Below are 17,189 nucleotides of genomic sequence, written 5' to 3'. Positions count from 1 at the left end.
TTTGCTTTATTTACAATGGAATGTTCCCGTGTTTTTTCCTCGGGTTATTCAGTACCTTATTCTCAAGCATCTTAAACGCTTTGATCAGTTTGGTGCGTGTTGCAGCGGGCTCAATGACCTCATCTACAAATCCACGTTCTGCTGCCCGGTACGGATTGGCGAAAATGCCGGCATACATTTGTTCTTTTTCAAGCAGTTTTTGTTCCGGGTCTGCAGCAGAGCTGATCTCCCTTTTGAAGATGATCTCTGCGGCACCCTTGGCACCCATCACTGCGATTTCTGCGCTTGGCCAGGCATAATTCATATCTGCACCAATATGTTTGGAGTTCATCACATCATAAGCGCCGCCATAAGCTTTCCTGATGATCACGGTAATTCTGGGAACAGTGGCTTCGCTAAAGGCATACAATAGTTTTGCGCCATTGGTGATGATGGCATTCCATTCCTGGTCTGTTCCGGGCAGGAAACCGGGAACATCTTCGAGCACCAGCAGGGGGATGTTAAAACAATCACAGAACCTCACAAAGCGGGCAGCTTTAACGGAAGCATTGTTATCCAGCACACCGGCAAGATAAGCCGGCTGGTTGGCCACAATACCAATGCTGCGCCCGGCGAGGCGCGCAAAGCCCACAACAATGTTCTCTGCAAAATCTTTGTGTACTTCAAGGAAGCTGTCCTCATCTGTCAATTGTTCGATAATGCTTCTCACATCATAGGGCTGGTTGGCGTTTTCGGGGATCACCTGATTGAGCGCGGGCCTGCTTTCATTCTGATTTACATCGTAAGGAAGCGGTGCAGGCCTGTCTTCACAGTTTTGCGGCATATAGCTCAATAACCTTTTCAGGTGGTTGATCGCCTCCAGTTCATTTGCACAGGCAAAATGTGTGACGCCTGATTTTGTGGCATGTGTAAACGCCCCGCCAAGTTCTTCGGAGGTTACTTCTTCGTGGGTGACGGTTTTAACTACGCTGGGGCCGGTGACGAACATATAGGAAGTATGCTCTACCATCAGGATAAAATCAGTAATTGCCGGAGAGTAAACTGCACCACCTGCACAGGGGCCCATGATGGCAGAGAGCTGCGGGATCACCCCGGAGGCCTGAACGTTTCTGTAAAAGATATCTGCATAACCGCCTAAGGAGACTACCCCTTCCTGGATCCGTGCACCGCCGCTATCGTTTAACCCGATCAGCGGAGCGCCGTTCTGCAGGGCAAGCTCCATAATTTTACAGATCTTTTCTGCGTGGGTCTCAGAAAGCGAGCCGCCAAAAACTGTAAAATCCTGCGAAAAGACATAGGTTAAACGTCCATTGATATTTCCGTAGCCTGTTACTACACCATCACCGGGATATTTTTCCGTTTCCATACCAAAATCGGTACTTCTATGTGTTACAAACATGCCTATTTCTTCGAAGGAGCCTTCGTCCAGCAGAAAATGTATTCTTTCACGGGCGGTTAATTTGCCTTTCTGGTGCTGGCTTTCTATTCTTTTTGCACCGCCGCCCATTTGGGCTTCCTTTATTTTGTCCTGTAAAAATGTGATTTTATTATCCATGGGAATAATTTGTATAAATGTATTAATTACCAGCGATATTGTAAACGCAATGTAAATACATCATCCCTGATATCATTCCTGTAATTATCCAGTTGTGCCGGCGCATTGATTACCCGTTCGTTATATGCTGTAAGTTTCACCCGGGGATTAACCAGATATGTTAAACCATATCCCAGCGTGCTGAATTTGATATCGCCGGCACTGGTATTGGCAGCTACACCGATCTGACTTTCTTTCACCTTATTATTGGGGTCATACACATCATATCCTACCAGTGCATTGAATTTGGTCTTTGCAACCTGCTGTGTAAACAGCAGGTAATAGCCGGTAAAATTCCGCAGATACAGGTCTGTGGCCGGCTGAGTAGTAAAACTCTGGCTGGCAACCGGGCCGGTAATGGAGGGAGAGGCGGCCACGCCAGGCTGGGTGCCCGATACAAACTCTGCCTTTAAGGTAGTGGCTCCCCAATGCCTGCTGTTGTATTGTATCTGTATGTTACCGCCAAAATAATTTCTTTTCAGATTAGCCCCAGCATTGAGCGGACTGGTGTTTTTGATAAAGCCGCTGCCATCTGATGTGTAAAAGCTTTCGGTATCATTGCGCACCGATCCTTTATAAAATGATGCGCCAAAGCCAAGCTGTAATTTGCGGTTAGCCAGGCTGTCAAATTTAAAAGTAAGGCTGCCGATGATGTCTTTTTTTGAATCATAGTCCCTTGCATACAATCCACTTCCATTCACAACGGCAAGGTCTGCCGTCAGGAACTTCAGCGGCTGATAGCTTAGCATTGCGCCAATATCGCGCTCCCGGGGCATAATGGTTTGAAACACCCTTGCGCGTTCAGGAAAATCCCGGTAACCTGAGGAGTAAACAATGGAATAACCAAATGGCCGGTTAAAAAGTCCTGCAGTTAACCGGAGTTCGTTATGGTCTGGTTGCTGCAGCTGGATAAAGGCATCCATCAGGTTGATGCCATTTTGGGTAGCGTCGATCTGGAATACGATGCTGGAATATTTATCAACCCGGTCTATCTTTAACCTCCCCCTGCGGATGATAAATCTGTTGTCAGAATTTTCGGCGAAATCACCGCCTGAAAAAGAGGAGATACCGGAAGATTGCGCCTGCTGAAACTGGGTCTGCAGGTAACCGGTTATTTTAATATCATGCGGATCATATGATGAGGGAGCATTGTTACTTTGACTAAAAGAAATTGCCGGAATGAATAAGATAAGGAGAAAGTACGCTTTTTTCATTGCTTTGTTTAGATTGCGAAAATACGTTTAATGTCAATTTAATGTTACGTAATTGTGAAGTATTGTTTTTCTTAGGGTGATATTTAAGTCAGAAAAGACATGTTTGTAATTTTTTTTAATAATTTTTCACAATTAAAGAATTATTGATGCTACATTTGAATTATCAATAGCCGAAAGCCATAAAAATGCAGTTGTATAAGTATCGTCTGAGCATCTTCATCTTTTTTATAAGCATTTTCGCGCTGAAAATGCTGGTCTCTGCTTTGCCTGTTGATATGAACACTGATAAATACAGCGTAAAATCTGCAGTATTGGATCTGGAGCAGGAGGATAGTCAGGAAGGAGAGTCAAAAGATCTCCTGAAGTATACCGACTATAAATGCGGTGATTTTTACCACAGCTACATCTACACTCCACTGTTACAGCAACCCCGTATCAAAAACTGCTTTATCGACCATTCCAAACGTTACGTTGATCCTTACCACCCCTCTGTTCCCACTCCGCCGCCCAATACTCCTGCCATGCAGGCAAGCCTGAGCTGATCCCCGGGGATTGAAGTATATTATTGGTTTTAGAGTAATTCATCATGTTATGGAGAATGGAAACTCAGTCTTTTATAGATTGGATATCAGAAAGTATATCCTGAAAAAGAATTTGAAACGCGACTTGCCTTCAAGTTTAGTTGTGTTTTTTGTTGCACTCCCTCTGTGCCTTGGCATTGCCCTGGCCTCGGGCGCGCCGCTTTTTGCCGGGGTGCTTACCGGCGTTATCGGTGGGATTGTAGTGGCAACAGTAAGTGGTTCCCAGCTTAGCGTAAGTGGTCCGGCTGCGGGTTTAACTGTGATTGTGCTGGGAGCCATCACGCACCTTGGCCGTTACCCTGTATTTTTGCTGGCCGTAGTACTGGCCGGCGGGATCCAGATTATTTTGGGAATGATCAAAGCGGGAACTATCGGCAATTACTTTCCATCAAGCGTAATTGACGGCATGCTGGCTGCGATCGGATTAATATTGATCCTGAAGCAGCTTCCGCACGCATTAGGGATAGATCTGGATTTCCTTGATGAAAGCGTATTCAGAAACGATCATGAGGGAGCCTATGCTGCAATTGGCAATGCGCTTATGCAGTTTAATCCCGCTGCCCTGATTATCACTGCGCTCTCGATCGCTACGCTGATCTATGGCACAAAGGACAGAATTCCAAAAGGAATACCTGCGCCGCTGATCGTAGTGGTAATGGGAGTGGCCCTCGGCCTGGCATTTAACCAGACGGCGTATGCACTGCGGCCGGAGCAGATGGTAAAGATCCCTGTTGTGCAGGGCTGGGAAGGGTTTAAAGCGCTGTTCGTTCATCCGGATTTCAGTGCCATCGGCAGCCGGGAAGTCTGGACTGTTGCGCTAACCATTGCTATTGTGGCGAGTCTGGAGACGCTGCTGAGCCTGGAAGCTATTGATAAAATTGACCCAATAAAAAGAGTTTCGCCTACCAACAGGGAACTGGTGGCACAGGGCATGGGCAATATTTGCAGCGGAATGCTCGGCGGCTTACCGCTCACTTCCGTAATCGTACGCAGTTCTGCAAACGTGAATTCCGGAGCAAGAACAAAGATGTCGGCCATTTTACACGGATGCTGGTTGCTGCTGGCGCTGCTCGCTATCCCGGGGCTCATCAATATGATTCCCCTGGCCTGCCTTGCCTCTATACTGCTGGTTACGGGCTACAAGCTGACGAGGATAAGTTTATTTAAGGAGATGTATGCCAGGGGCTGGGACCAGTTTGTTCCGTTTGTCGTTACCCTTATTGCCATATTGCTGACCGACCTTTTAAAAGGCGTAGCAGTAGGTATGGTTTTATCCATCTTTTATTTATTGAGGATAAACATGCGTAATCCATTCTTCTACAGGATACAGGAGGAAGGAGATCAAAAGAACCTGAGGCTGAAACTGGCAGAGGAAGTTTCATTTCTCAATAAGGCTGCGATACAGGTGGTGCTCAATCATATTCCTAAAGAAACCAATGTAATTATTGATGGCAATAACTCCAGGTATATCGATCCGGACGTGCTTGAGACGATCTTTAATTTCCAGCATCACGCCTACACCAAAGGCATTGTGGTTACACTGGAAAATATCAGGAAACACTATAGTGTGCCGAAGCTGACAGATCAAATTATTCAGGATATCAATAGAAAATAAATTCTATTTCAATGAAAAAGGACGCCCTTTTGGAGCGTCCTTTTATCAGATATGTTATCCTAAAAACGGGTAACGGTAATCTTTTGGCGGGTCAAATGATTCTTTGATCGTGCGCGGGGATACCCAGCGCATCAGATTGATCATTGAGCCTGCTTTATCATTTGTACCAGAACCGCGGGCACCGCCAAAAGGCTGCTGACCAACAACGGCACCTGTACATTTATCATTGATATAGAAGTTTCCTGCCGCATTGCGCAGGGCGATGGTAGCCTGTTCTATCGCATACCTGTCCTGTGCAATTACGGCACCGGTTAAGGCATAAACAGAAGTGGTATCAATTACTTCCAGGATCTGTTCGAAATCATTGTCGTCATAAACAAATACTGTTAAGACCGGGCCGAACAGCTCCTCACACATCGTGGTATACTTTGCATCCTGTACTACCAGCACCGTAGGTTCTATAAACCAGCCTTTGGATTTATCATAGTTTCCGCCGGCGATGATCTCTACACCTTCATCGGCTTTTGCCTGATCAATATATTTTGATAATTTATCAAAAGAACGCTCATCAATTACGGCATTGATAAAATTACCAAAGTCTTCTGTTCCGCCCATCTTAAAGGTTGCCAGGTCACGCAGCATCAGTTTTTTGATTTCCGGCCAGAGGCTTTTGGCAATGTATACCCTTGATGCAGCAGAGCATTTCTGGCCCTGGTATTCAAATGCACCGCGAATAATCGCTGTGCTTGATACTTCTGCATCTGCCGAGCCATGGATCAGGATAAAATCCTTACCGCCGGTTTCGCCAACAATACGCGGATAGGTTTTGTACTTATGGATATTGGTACCGATTGTCTTCCAGATGTTCTGGAATACGGCAGTAGAACCTGTAAAATGTATGCCGGCGAAATCAGGGCTGTTGAAGATTACTTCTCCAGCCTCGGGCCCGTCTGCATAGATCAGGTTGATTACCCCCTGAGGTAATCCGGCTTCTATGAAGATCTCCATCAGCAGATTAGCTGCATAGATTTGCGTATCCGCAGGTTTCCATACCACAACATTTCCCATCAGGGCTGCTGAAGTCGGCAGGTTTGCCGCAATGGCAGTAAAATTAAATGGTGTCAGGGCAAATACAAATCCTTCAAGCGGGCGTTGTTCAACTCTGTTCCATACACCTTTTGGTGAAACAGGGGGCTGCTGCTGATAGATCTGAGCCATATAGTCTACGTTGAAACGTAAAAAATCTGCCAGTTCACAAATGGCATCAATTTCCGACTGATAGGCATTTTTTGATTGTCCAAGCATCGTTGCTGCATTCAGCTTGTAACGGTATGGTCCGGAGATCAGATCTGCAATCTTGAGGAAGATTGAAGCGCGCTGTTCCCAGGCCAGGTTTTCCCATTGTGCTTTTGCTGCAAGTGCGGCATCAATTGCCTGCTGTACGTGTGTTTTGTTACCTATACTGTAATGTGCTAGAATATGCTGGTGATCGTGCGGTGGGGTAACTTTTCCTTTTGTATCCGTATGAACTGGCTTTCCTCCGATGTACATCGGGATATCACCTTGTTTTGAACGCGCTTCAGCTAAGGCCGCTGCAAGCAATTCACGTTCTTTACTGCCGGGAGCATAACCAAAGATTGGTTCGTTCACCGGTATTGGTACATTAAAAAATCCTTTGAGCATGGTATAAAATTATATTTTTTTGCAAAGATAGTTTTTCAGAAGAATAAAATTGTTTTTTACCAGTCATGAAGCTTGCCTGGGTAATATCTGCTTATTAATGGCTAATTTAAGCATGGTAGCCCTGTCACCTTAAAATAATTCCTATTTTTGAGGCTAAAGCATGATAAAATATCTCCGGTTACTTCTTTTGCCTTTTTCACTGGTATACGGTATAGTGGTTATACTGAGGAACATGCTCTATGACAAAGGTGTTTTACCATCCAGACGGTTTGAAATACCTGTTATCTGCGTAGGCAATCTTGTGGTTGGGGGCTCGGGGAAAAGCCCTGTTACCGAATACCTGGTAGATCTGCTGGCGGGGTATAGGATAGCCATCCTTAGCCGGGGATATGGCCGTGAAACAAAAGGGTTTTTATATGCGGATGGAACTGCTACTGCCAGGTCAATAGGGGATGAGCCACTGCAGTTTTATCATAAATTTCCCGGGATTACGGTGGCAGTTTGCGAAGACCGTGTTTACGGCATTGAGCAGCTGAAGGATAAACATGACCTGATTATCCTGGACGACGCTTTTCAGCACCGGCGCGTAACACCGGGGTTCAGTATCCTGCTGTTTGAATATCAAAAACTACTGGAGCCGCAGTTTATTCTGCCTGCTGGCAATATGAGAGAGCCCTTTTGGGGATACCGGCGGGCAAACCTGCTGCTGGTAACCAAGGCTCCCCTCGTTTTGAGTGAAGAGCAAAAAGCTGAATGTGCGCGCAGGTTTGATCCTTCAGCAGATCTTTTCTTTTCTGCGATAAAATATGCTGAGCTTAACGGACTGTACACTCAGGAAAAATGTAGCCTGGAATCCCTGAGGGATAAGACTGTTTTTTTACTGACGGGGATTGCCAATCCTGCGCCCCTGCTCCGGGAATTAAAAAGCTATACCCCGCATATTGATCATCATGATTATCCTGACCATCATTCCTTTAGCAGGCAAAATCTAAGCAGGCTGGCTGATGCTTTTTCACAGCATCCTGCAAAAGAAAAGATCATTCTCACAACAGAAAAGGATGCCCAACGTTTATTTGATGTTACATTCAAAGAATTACTGTTAAATTTGCCCGTATTTTACTTGCCTATCAAAGTAAATATTGATGAAGATCGTACTCAGGCTTTTAATCAAAAGATATTAAAATATGTTTCAGATACTGCGCGAAACCGTTGATTATATAAAGAAAAGGAGCAATGATTTCCAGCCGGAAATTGGCATCGTACTTGGAACGGGATTGGGTGGCCTGGTAAATGAAATTGAGCTGGAGTTTAGCCTGATGTATTCCAATATCCCTAATTTTCCAATTTCAACGCTTGAGTTTCATTCCGGAAAGCTGATCTTTGGAAAGCTGAAAGGTAAAAGGGTGGTAGCCATGCAGGGCAGGCTGCATTATTATGAAGGTTATTCCCTGCAGCAAATCACATTTCCCATCCGGGTAATGAAGGCATTGGGTATACAGTACCTGTTTGTGTCTAACGCGGCAGGCTCTTTGAACTCAGACTTTAAAAAAGGAGACCTGATGGTGATCAATGACCACATTAACCTCCAGCCTGAAAGCCCGCTGCGGGGTATCAACGATCCTGATCTGGGCCCAAGGTTTCCTGATATGAGCGAGCCTTATCATAAAGAACTGATCGGTAAAGCCCTTGCCATTGCTGCGGAAGAAGGTATCCGCTGTCACCAGGGAGTGTATGTTGCTGTTACCGGCCCTAACCTGGAAACTAAAGCAGAGTATAAATATTTACGCATCATTGGCGGCGATGCCGTAGGCACGAGCACAGTGCCGGAAGTGATCGTTGCCAGGCATATGGGAATTCCGGTTTTTGCGATTTCGGTATTAACTGATGAGGGATTCCCGGAAGTGTTGTCGCCCGTAAGTTTGGAAGAAATACTGGCAACAGCCAGAATTGCTGAACCAAAAATGACAAAAATTTTAAGCCAGTTAATTGCTCAACTATAATGTATAAAACAATTGTTTTATTTTTCTTCGTCTGCTTCATATTCGGAGTACAGCACGTTATTGCTCAGGACCTGAAGACCACAGTGAATGAAAATAAGGAATTGGACTCTTTGAGGAATAAACTGGAGAACGGTAAGGACTCTGTGGTGTTCACCTCCAGGTTTGTCCGCTATACCACCCTTAAATTAACCAAAGACAGTATCCAGACTTTACCGCTTGACACCAGTTTGCGGGGTTTCCAGAATTTTAGCCCTATTGTACAGCCCAGAAGACCAACTATCAACACAGGAAACATTGGCCTGGCGGCACAGGCTTTGTTTTATGAACCCTCTAAAAGAATCGGCTTTGACCCGGGATTCCATTCGCTGGACTGGTATGCCAAAGGCCATGATGACATTGTCTATTACCAGGCCCGTACCCCATTTACCAACCTGTATTACGCCGGGCAGTACAGCGGAGATGTTGAACAGATTTTCCACGTCCTCCACTCACAGAATATTAAAAAGAACTGGAATGTTGGTGCCAGTTACAACAGGATCGGTGCAAACGGTGCCTATACACGCCAGCGTGGTGATGTACTTAACGGTACCCTTTTTAACTGGTATACCTCGCCCAGCAAACGATATACGTTATTTGCCAATGCCATATGGAACACCATGAAAGCTTATGAAAACGGATCAATCACCAATGACACCATTTTTAATGGCAGTGCCTCTATAGACAGGGCTGCACAGGGGATCAGATTAAGTGCTGCCAGGCAGATCTACAGGAAAAACACCTTCCTGATTAAACAATCTTATTTTGTAGGCCGCATAGACACGCTTGATCAGGAGATTACAAAAAAAGTCCTGCCAACGAATAAGGTAACCTACAGCCTGAGGTATGATAAGGATTCCTATGCTTTTCAGAAAACGGCAGCGGACGACCATACGGTACTGCCCGCGGGCGAGAACGATCTGGTATTTACCAATGACAGTACCTCGGTGCAGCATATACAAAATGAATTTGTTTATAGTTTCTTCCTCCGGGGGAAGTCGGCATCACTGATCAAGAATGAGCTGAAGATCGATGCCGGTATCCGGCACGATTATTATAATTACGCCCAGGTGGTGGGGCGTTCTGATAAAACCAATTTTTATGAGCACACCAAGGCTTTTCAGAATGTTACGCTGCTGGGATCTGCGGGATACAGGTTTAGCGATCGTGTAGATTTAAACTTTGATGTCCAGCAGCTGTTTCAGGGCGAGCAGGCAGGAGATTTTCTTTATGAAGCAAAAAGTAATGTCCTGGTGAGCAAAAATGTAGGGCGCATAGCACTGGGTGCCTACATTCAGAATCAGTCCCCTGCAGAGATATATGATAGTTATTATGGCAACCACTATCACTGGACAAACAGCTTTGACCGTACAAAAACGGTAAACTTCTCTTTTAAATATATCAATGATAAGCTGAGACTGGATGCCGGGGCAGAGTATACCCGCATTACCGGATACCTGTACTTTAAACAGGTTAATCCTGATGTTGATTCTACCTCAATCACGCCAATGCAGGAGAATGGTTCAATCAATCTGCTGAAAGTTACGATAGGTAAGAAACTAACCTACGGTAAGTTCAATCTGGATAGTTATATCGTTTATCAGAAGACCAGTAACCAGTCTGTTATGCCTACACCTGAGTTTTATACTTTTAATAGCTTCTATGTAGACCAAACCATATTTAAAGTACTGAAAACGAATATCGGGGTGGATGTGCGCTACAATACCAAATATGCGAACTACGCATATAATCCGGCGGTAAGCCAGTTTTATATTGGCAGGGAAGTAAAATTCCAGACCGTGCCGGTAGTAGATTTCTGGATCAGGGCCAGCTTAAGAAAAGCAAATATCTTTTTAAAGTATGAATATGCCAACCAGGGGCTGGGATCACAGGGATATTATACCGTATACAAATACCCTATGCCAGACAAAATATTTAAGATTGGGGTGAACTGGAATTTCTACGATTAGGTTTTTTGCGGCTTTTTCTTTGCTGCGGGAAACAGGACATTGTTTAAGATGAGGCGGTATCCGGCAGAATTAGGATGCAGGTTCAGGTCTGTAGGCGGATCTCCAACGGCATGCTGATAATCTTCAGGATCGTGGCCCCCGTAAAATGTGAACTGTCCCTTGCCAATCTCGCCATGCAGATAGCGAACTTCCAGGGCTCCCTTGTTTTCGCCGAGCACAGTGATGCTGGGTTTTAGCAGGCGTTTCCTGAAAGCAGTTGTCTGGCCCATAAAACCTTTGATCACGCGCGTATGGTTTTGAGTGAGCATGGTAGGCACAAGGTCAGACTTGGCAGAGAATTCAAAAAGCGTAAAGTAATCATTTTGCTGTGTCAGGATTCTGGTTTGAGTAACGTCGATATCAGAGAATTCATAACTGCCCGGGTTCTGGTCCAGCCTGAAATCCTTGAAGGCAAAAGTTTTGTCGAAATTTAACTTCGACTGTGCATTGGGGTCCTCTGCGTCTCCGTCGTACATGTTTGCACAGATATCTACGCCCTCGGCACTTAAGGCAATATCAAAGCTGTCAGTGGCAGAGCACATGGCAAACAGAAAGCCACCGCCAACACAAAACTCCTTCATTCTTTTTGCTACGGCGAGCTTCATCTCCGAAACTTTGGCAAATCCGTTTCTTTTTGCAGTTGCTTCCTGTGCCCTTACATCATCCCTGTACCAGGAGGCATTTCTAAAGTTGCTCCAGAAGCGCCCATACTGACCGGTAAAGTCTTCATGATGCAGGTGGAGCCAGTCGTAACCGCTCAGTTTATCTTTTAAAACCTCATCGTCATAAACGATATCATAAGGGATTTCTGCATACGTGAGCACCATGGTGACCGCATCGTCCCAGGGCAGTTTGCTTTTTGGAGAGTATACGGCAATCTTCGGGGCCTTCTCCAGTTTTACGATTTCCATATTTACCTCGGGATCGCTGATCTCATTGAGGATGGCTGTAACCTTTCCGTCGGCCAGAACGGTGTATGACACGCCGCGGGCTTTGCACTCATCCTCAACCGCCTTGTTATAGCTGATCAGGAAACTGCCGCCCCTGTAGTTGAGCAGCCAGCTGACCTCCGCATTTTGTTTGATGCTCCAGTAGGCGATGCCATAGGCTTTAAGATGGTTTTTTTGATCTTCATCCATGTTGATCAGGATGGAAGAGGCTTTTACTGCCAGGGTAAATACTAACAATATGAGGATAAGGAAGCTTCTTTTCATTTATTTTTCAAATGACAATGGGTAAGGCAGGAAATGACAATAGGCATTCAATTACGAATTTAGTTCATCTAGTCGTTACAATTTACTAAATTTGTCAGTTAGAAAAAAAAGAACATGAGTAAAGCAATAATAAAAACTGAAAAAGGCGACATGACTGTCGAGTTTTATGACAATGATGCACCTAATACTGTTGCAAATTTTAAAAAATTAGCTGGTGAAGGATTCTATGATGGCATCTCTTTTCACCGTGTGATCCCGAATTTCATGATCCAGGGCGGATGTCCAAATTCTAAGGATCCTGCTAAAGCACATTTGGCAGGTACAGGTGGCCCGGGTTACAAAATTGATTGCGAGCTGTCTGGCGAGAACCAGTACCATGACCGTGGTGTATTATCTATGGCTCACGCTGGCAGAAACACCGGGGGATCACAATTCTTTATTTGCCACAGCAGGGCGAACACTGCACATTTGGATAGAAATCACACTGTCTTCGGTAAAGTGGTTGAAAATGTTGACATTGTTGATGATATCAAACAAGGCGACAGAATTTTAAGTATTGAAGTGTTAGCAGATTAATTATATGAATTTAAGAGGAATTGTAGCCGTATCCGGCAGACCAGGTTTATTTAAGCTTGTAGGACAAAATAAGGCAGGTTATGTACTGGAGAGCTTAGATGCTCAGAAAGTTAAAATCGTAACCAGTATTTCTAACACCAAGCTGGCTTCTCTGGAAGATATTACCATTTATGGTGAGGATGAAGACCTGAAACTTGTAGATGTTTTAGCAAATCTTGCTGCTGTTAAAGGTGACGTTCCTGATGCTAAGGCTGATCCCGCTGTATTGAAAAAATTATTCCTTGAGGTTGCCCCTTCACATGATCAGGAAAAAGTTTATGCTTCAGATATGAAGAAAATCGTTACCTGGTTCCATTTGTTAAAGGAGCTTCCTTTGTTTACTGAAGAAACCCCGGGAGCAGAAGTTGCTGCCGATGGTGCCAAAGTAGAGGAAAAAGCAGAAAAGAAAGTAAAGGCTACGCCTAAACCTTCTAATGCCAAAGCACCGAGCAAAACTGCTCAGCCAGCTAAAAAGGCAAGTATGACAAGTAAAAAAGGCGTATAGCCCGTAATTTGCTGAGAAAGCCGGATGATGATTCATCCGGCTTTTTTGTGCGCGGTGGTTCTACATATAAAACCAGATGAGTAAAAATGCGACGATGGAAATAATAATGGCTATGGTAAAGCTCCACTTTTCCCCTGGCCGTTTACTCCTGAATTTATAAGCCCGTTTTTTTAAACCTGGTGTTTCCATATTTGTTCCTTTCTGATCATATGATGCATAAAATAAAATATTCCATAATCATGGAATATTACTGATGGTGGTATGGCTCGCCTTTTAAGATACTAAAGGCACGGTAAAGCTGCTCCACAAAAAACAACCTGACCATCTGGTGCGAAAAGGTCATGTCTGATAAAGATATGCTTCCGTTTGCTCTCTTATAAACGCTTTCATCAAAGCCGTACGGCCCGCCAATCACAAACGTCAGTTGCTGAACACTTCCGATCATCTGTTTGTTTAGATAGTCAGAAAATTGAACTGAAGTATATTTCTTTCCTTTTTCGTCCATTAAGATCACCATATCCAGATTGCTGATCTGCTTTAAAATCAGTTCTGCTTCTTTGGATTTCTGCTGCGCTTCTGTCAGGTTCTTAGTGTTTTTCACATCAGGGATCACCAGCAGGTTAAAACCAATATAGTGTTTGAGCCTGCCGAGATACTTCTCAATGCCTTCTATCAGGTATTTATCTTCAGTCTTCCCGACTACAAGTAAGGTAATTTTCATTGGTTATTAATTTTCGATAGTTCCTCTTTCCACTTTGTGCCCTGTTTTCCCCGCGGTAGTTTCATTTGTATATATTTGCTTATAGCTCCGGTAGCATTGCAGGGAAATACCTGCAACAAAATTTTTATGAGAACATTTTCAAAGATATGGTAAAATCGAAAGATAGTATTTTAAAGGACTATCAAAATAACGTAGAAATTCAAACTTCGGCCGTTGCCGCTCTAAAGAAAACGCTTAACAATATATCTTATGCCCGTTTGGGTATGTTCCTGGCAGAAATCCTTCTCGTGATCATTGTAATCAATTTTGGCTATCACTGGCTTGTTGGTGTATTGGCGGTATTTCCGCTGGTTGGGTTTCTGGCCCTGTTAAAACGGCAGGAGAAAGTGCAGGATGAATTGAACTACACTGAAAAATTGCTTTTTGTTTTTCAGAACGAAGTGGATTTGATCACTACCGGAAAACAGAAGTATGAAAATGGCAGTGCCTTCGCAAACGAATCTCATCCTTATGGCTCAGACCTGGATATTTATGGCCCCGGGTCACTGTATTCGGTGGTTAACCGCTCCAATACCATCGAGGGTATGCAGATGCTGGCTGCCAGTCTTGGTGGGCCGGTACACACAGGCAACATGCTGCGGCGCCAGGAAGCTATAGCGGAACTCAAAGAAAGTATCATGAAGACCTTCCATTTCAGGGCAGGCCTGCAAAACCACAAACCTCATCAGCTGGAGGTAATAAAAAATAGAATGAGCCAGGATATGGCTGAGGACGTAAAATTTACGCAAAGCGCTGCGCTCCGGACTTATACTGCGGCGGTACCTTTTATTTCTGTTGCTTTTTTAGCTGCCGGATCAGTTTTTGGTGGTGTAGCATGGTCTTTCATCAGCGTTTATCTCTTGTTCAACTGGTGCCTTACAGCATATTATGGGAAAAAACTGGCAGTGCTGAGCGGAGCGTTCAGCGGGGGCTCCACCCTGCTCAGTGCAATATCCGGCACGGTGAAATGGACAGAAGAAGTGCAGTGGAAAAGTAGTTATATCCAGCAATTTTTTGCCGGTGATGCCCATACGCTGCAACTGAGCAAACAAATCAAAGCACTCTCCGGCATTGTCAATGCTTCTGATGCCGGCAGCAGCATGATCCTTGGCCCTGTGCTCAATGGTTTGCTGTTATGGAACCTGAGGCAGTCTATCGCAATGGCAAAGTGGTACGCGCAATGCGGTAACAGGATGATTGCTGCCCTCCATACGATCAGCCTGCTGGAAGAACTGATTTCTTTTGCTACACTTGCACATAATGAACCAGGCTGGCAGAACCCGGTTTTTTCAGATACTTTTCATTTTGAAGCCATCGCCCTGGGCCACCCGCTGATCAGGGAACATAAGAGGGTTGTAAATAGTTACCAGTTTGACGGGCTGCCCACAACAGATATTGTTACCGGTTCCAATATGGCGGGCAAGAGTACTTTTCTGCGTACGGTGGGGATCAATATGGTACTTGCATTTGCAGGAGCTCCCGTATGTGCCGCCTCAATGAAGACCTCTGTTTTTGACATCCTCACCTATATGCGTATCAAAGACTCGCTGAACGACCAGACTTCTACCTTTAAGGCAGAGCTGAACAGGCTAAAGATGATCCTTGAAGGGGCAAAGGTGCTGCAGCATCCGCTGGTACTGATTGACGAGATGCTGCGGGGAACAAACAGCAAAGACAAATATCTGGGATCAAAAGTTTTCATACAGCAGATGATGACAGGCAAAACACCCACACTGTTTGCCACACATGACCTTCAGCTGTCGGAAATGATTGACAGTTATCCCGGGCAGCTGAGAAATTACCATTTTGATATACAGCTGGCAGAGGGCGAGATGAATTTTGATTATCAGCTTAAATATGGTGCCTGCAAAACATTTAATGCAGCTTTGTTATTAAAGGAAATAGGATTGAGTTTTAATCCCGAAGAATTGATTTAAGTTATCCCTCATCGTTAACAGGGAGTTAACACTAAATCCTCATATTGGCATCTACATCATGAACATATGATCAAAGCATCGGATTTCGGTAATGATTTTTCCTGGGGAGTAGCCACGGCTGCCGCACAGATAGAAGGAGCCTCAGATATGTATGGCAAGGGGCCGTCCATATGGGATACTTTTTCCAAACGTTCAGGAAAGATCAAAAAGGGGCATCACCTGGCAATGGCCTGCGACTTCTACCACCGCTATAACGAAGATATTGCACTGGTAAAGCTACTGGGATTCTCAGTATTCAGATTTTCGATCTCCTGGCCCCGTATTTTGCCGGATGGAGATGGGCTTGTGAACGAAGAGGGTATCAGGTTTTATCACAATGTGATTGATGAATGCCTTGAGCAGGGGCTTGTCCCCTACATCACGCTGTACCACTGGGACCTTCCCGAGGCTTTGGAACAGGAGGGGGGCTGGACGGCATTTGGGATCAATACAGCTTTTAATGCTTTTGTGCTGCTGTGTGCCAAAACCTATGGAGATAAAGTGAAAAACTGGATGGTGCTCAATGAGCCATTTGGTTTTACTTCGCTTGGATATATGCTGGGCGTGCATGCGCCTGGTAAAACAGGGCTCACCAATTTCTTCTCGGCTGTGCACCATACCGCTATTGCGCAGGCAGACGGGGGAAGAATTTTAAGGGCAGAAGTTCCTGCTGCGAATATCGGTACTACCTATTCCTGCGCGGAGATTGTTCCGTATACGCAGAGCGACAGTGACATCCTGGCTGCTTCGCGGGTAGATTGCCTGATGAACAGGTTATTTGTGGAACCCGCCCTTGGAATGGGCTATCCCGGTGAAGACTGGGAGGTGATGGAAAAATTTGCCATTTCACATTCTACCTGGCGGCACACGGAACGCTTAACTTTTGATTTCGATTTTATAGGCATACAGAACTACTTTCCGCTGACCATTAAATACAATGCTTTTATCCCTACGCTGCAGGCCTGGGAAGTGAAAGCCAAAAGCAGAAAGAAACCCTATACGGCAATGGGCTGGGAGGTTAATGCCGACAGCTTCTATAATATCATTAAACAGTTTGCCTCCTATCCTAAAATCAGGAGCCTGATGATCACAGAGGGAGGGGCTGCCTACCATGATAAATTCATTGACGGAAAAGTTGATGATACAGAACGTATCGAATATTTTGAACTTTATCTGGCCGCATTGCTGAGAGCTAAACAGGACGGTATGAATATTACCGGATATATGGCATGGACACTGATGGACAACTTTGAATGGGCCGAAGGGTATAATGCCAGATTCGGACTGGTATACAATGATTTCAAAACCCAGAAACGGACAATTAAATCATCAGGCTACTGGTGGCAGGAGTTCTTAAAAAAACAGGCATAAAAAAAGCTCCCGCATG

The 17,189-nt window shown here is 44.9% G+C and carries 14 protein-coding genes; 9 read left to right on the top strand and 5 right to left on the bottom strand.

Features of this window, described 5'->3' with window-relative positions; all coding sequences use genetic code 11:
• Window positions 1-10: 10 nt before the first annotated feature.
• The gene (locus tag FN831_RS11360; protein WP_142528346.1) at window positions 11-1,555 is read right to left on the bottom strand and encodes an acyl-CoA carboxylase subunit beta; all 1,545 of its coding nucleotides are present in this window, start codon (window positions 1,553-1,555) and stop codon (window positions 11-13) included.
• Between the two features lie 26 nt (window positions 1,556-1,581).
• Complete coding sequence (locus tag FN831_RS11355) at window positions 1,582-2,808, bottom strand: porin (RefSeq protein WP_142528345.1); 1,227 nt, start codon at window positions 2,806-2,808, stop codon at window positions 1,582-1,584.
• A 275-nt stretch (window positions 2,809-3,083) separates the two neighbouring features.
• On the opposite strand from FN831_RS11355, the gene FN831_RS11350 reads away from it, so the two are divergent.
• Window positions 3,084-3,350, top strand: a complete 267-nt coding sequence (locus tag FN831_RS11350) for a hypothetical protein (RefSeq protein WP_142528344.1) — start codon at window positions 3,084-3,086, stop codon at window positions 3,348-3,350.
• Window positions 3,351-3,399: 49 nt separating this feature from the next.
• On the top strand, window positions 3,400-5,004 hold the full coding sequence (locus FN831_RS11345) for a SulP family inorganic anion transporter (RefSeq protein WP_142528343.1): 1,605 nt from the start codon (window positions 3,400-3,402) through the stop codon (window positions 5,002-5,004).
• 54 nt (window positions 5,005-5,058) lie between these two features.
• Here the strand turns inward: FN831_RS11345 and pruA are convergent, their stop codons facing one another.
• The gene (pruA, locus tag FN831_RS11340; protein ID WP_142528342.1) at window positions 5,059-6,687 is read right to left on the bottom strand and encodes an L-glutamate gamma-semialdehyde dehydrogenase; all 1,629 of its coding nucleotides are present in this window, start codon (window positions 6,685-6,687) and stop codon (window positions 5,059-5,061) included.
• 160 nt (window positions 6,688-6,847) lie between these two features.
• On the opposite strand from pruA, the gene lpxK reads away from it, so the two are divergent.
• Genes lpxK through FN831_RS11325 form a run of 3 tightly spaced genes read left to right on the top strand, consistent with a single transcriptional unit; the run spans window position 6,848 to window position 10,693 of the window.
• Window positions 6,848-7,900 carry a tetraacyldisaccharide 4'-kinase gene (gene lpxK / locus FN831_RS11335; RefSeq protein WP_142528341.1) on the top strand — a complete coding sequence of 351 codons (1,053 nt, stop codon included), beginning with the start codon at window positions 6,848-6,850 and terminating at the stop codon, window positions 7,898-7,900.
• On the top strand, window positions 7,872-8,687 hold the full coding sequence (locus FN831_RS11330) for a purine-nucleoside phosphorylase (RefSeq protein WP_142528340.1): 816 nt from the start codon (window positions 7,872-7,874) through the stop codon (window positions 8,685-8,687). The genes lpxK and FN831_RS11330 overlap by 29 nt, the downstream gene beginning before the upstream one ends.
• A complete protein-coding gene (locus tag FN831_RS11325) occupies window positions 8,687-10,693 on the top strand; it encodes a putative porin (RefSeq protein WP_142528339.1) in 2,007 nt (668 codons plus the stop codon). Before FN831_RS11330 ends, FN831_RS11325 begins: the two co-directional genes overlap by 1 nt.
• On the opposite strand, the gene FN831_RS11320 is transcribed toward FN831_RS11325, so the two are convergent.
• Window positions 10,690-11,946 (bottom strand): asparagine synthetase B, encoded by a 1,257-nt coding sequence (locus tag FN831_RS11320; RefSeq protein ID WP_142528338.1) that lies wholly within the window; start codon window positions 11,944-11,946, stop codon window positions 10,690-10,692. The two genes, FN831_RS11325 and FN831_RS11320, sit on opposite strands and share 4 nt — an antisense overlap.
• 114 nt (window positions 11,947-12,060) lie before the next feature.
• On the opposite strand from FN831_RS11320, the gene FN831_RS11315 reads away from it, so the two are divergent.
• Together FN831_RS11315 and FN831_RS11310 are read left to right on the top strand one after the other, a co-directional pair.
• Window positions 12,061-12,522: a peptidylprolyl isomerase gene (locus FN831_RS11315; protein WP_142528337.1), complete on the top strand. Its 462-nt coding sequence runs from the start codon at window positions 12,061-12,063 to the stop codon at window positions 12,520-12,522.
• Between the two features lie 4 nt (window positions 12,523-12,526).
• A complete protein-coding gene (locus FN831_RS11310) occupies window positions 12,527-13,066 on the top strand; it encodes a DUF5606 family protein (protein ID WP_142528336.1) in 540 nt (179 codons plus the stop codon).
• A gap of 247 nt (window positions 13,067-13,313) precedes the next feature.
• Here FN831_RS11310 and rlmH read toward each other — a convergent pair whose 3' ends face one another.
• The gene (rlmH, locus tag FN831_RS11305; protein WP_142528335.1) at window positions 13,314-13,787 is read right to left on the bottom strand and encodes a 23S rRNA (pseudouridine(1915)-N(3))-methyltransferase RlmH; all 474 of its coding nucleotides are present in this window, start codon (window positions 13,785-13,787) and stop codon (window positions 13,314-13,316) included.
• Window positions 13,788-13,933: 146 nt separating this feature from the next.
• On the opposite strand from rlmH, the gene FN831_RS11300 reads away from it, so the two are divergent.
• Both FN831_RS11300 and FN831_RS11295 read left to right on the top strand, forming a co-directional pair.
• Window positions 13,934-15,763, top strand: coding sequence for a MutS-related protein (locus FN831_RS11300; RefSeq protein ID WP_142528334.1), 1,830 nt, complete (start codon window positions 13,934-13,936; stop codon window positions 15,761-15,763).
• 66 nt (window positions 15,764-15,829) lie between these two features.
• On the top strand, window positions 15,830-17,173 hold the full coding sequence (locus tag FN831_RS11295; RefSeq protein WP_142528333.1) for a GH1 family beta-glucosidase: 1,344 nt from the start codon (window positions 15,830-15,832) through the stop codon (window positions 17,171-17,173).
• The last annotated feature ends 16 nt before the right edge of the window (window positions 17,174-17,189 follow it).

The organism is Pedobacter westerhofensis (assembly GCF_900182595.1).
Taxonomy (GTDB): domain Bacteria; phylum Bacteroidota; class Bacteroidia; order Sphingobacteriales; family Sphingobacteriaceae; genus Pedobacter; species Pedobacter westerhofensis.
Note: the sequence above shows the minus strand (reverse complement) of the source record. Positions and strands in the feature narration are given on the sequence as shown.

Excerpts from the sequence above, each read along its gene's own strand:
- rlmH (WP_142528335.1), bottom strand. The coding sequence starts at position 13,787 with ATGAAAATTACCTTACTTGTAGTCGGGAAGACTGAAGATAAATACCTG.
- lpxK (WP_142528341.1), top strand. The coding sequence starts at position 6,848 with ATGATAAAATATCTCCGGTTACTTCTTTTGCCTTTTTCACTGGTATAC.
- FN831_RS11310 (WP_142528336.1), top strand. The coding sequence starts at position 12,527 with ATGAATTTAAGAGGAATTGTAGCCGTATCCGGCAGACCAGGTTTATTT.
- pruA (WP_142528342.1), bottom strand. The coding sequence starts at position 6,687 with ATGCTCAAAGGATTTTTTAATGTACCAATACCGGTGAACGAACCAATC.
- FN831_RS11330 (WP_142528340.1), top strand. The coding sequence starts at position 7,872 with ATGTTTCAGATACTGCGCGAAACCGTTGATTATATAAAGAAAAGGAGC.
- FN831_RS11315 (WP_142528337.1), top strand. The coding sequence starts at position 12,061 with ATGAGTAAAGCAATAATAAAAACTGAAAAAGGCGACATGACTGTCGAG.
- FN831_RS11300 (WP_142528334.1), top strand. The coding sequence starts at position 13,934 with ATGGTAAAATCGAAAGATAGTATTTTAAAGGACTATCAAAATAACGTA.
- FN831_RS11355 (WP_142528345.1), bottom strand. The coding sequence starts at position 2,808 with ATGAAAAAAGCGTACTTTCTCCTTATCTTATTCATTCCGGCAATTTCT.
- FN831_RS11325 (WP_142528339.1), top strand. The coding sequence starts at position 8,687 with ATGTATAAAACAATTGTTTTATTTTTCTTCGTCTGCTTCATATTCGGA.
- FN831_RS11360 (WP_142528346.1), bottom strand. The coding sequence starts at position 1,555 with ATGGATAATAAAATCACATTTTTACAGGACAAAATAAAGGAAGCCCAA.
- FN831_RS11320 (WP_142528338.1), bottom strand. The coding sequence starts at position 11,946 with ATGAAAAGAAGCTTCCTTATCCTCATATTGTTAGTATTTACCCTGGCA.
- FN831_RS11350 (WP_142528344.1), top strand. The coding sequence starts at position 3,084 with ATGAACACTGATAAATACAGCGTAAAATCTGCAGTATTGGATCTGGAG.
- FN831_RS11295 (WP_142528333.1), top strand. The coding sequence starts at position 15,830 with ATGATCAAAGCATCGGATTTCGGTAATGATTTTTCCTGGGGAGTAGCC.
- FN831_RS11345 (WP_142528343.1), top strand. The coding sequence starts at position 3,400 with ATGGAGAATGGAAACTCAGTCTTTTATAGATTGGATATCAGAAAGTAT.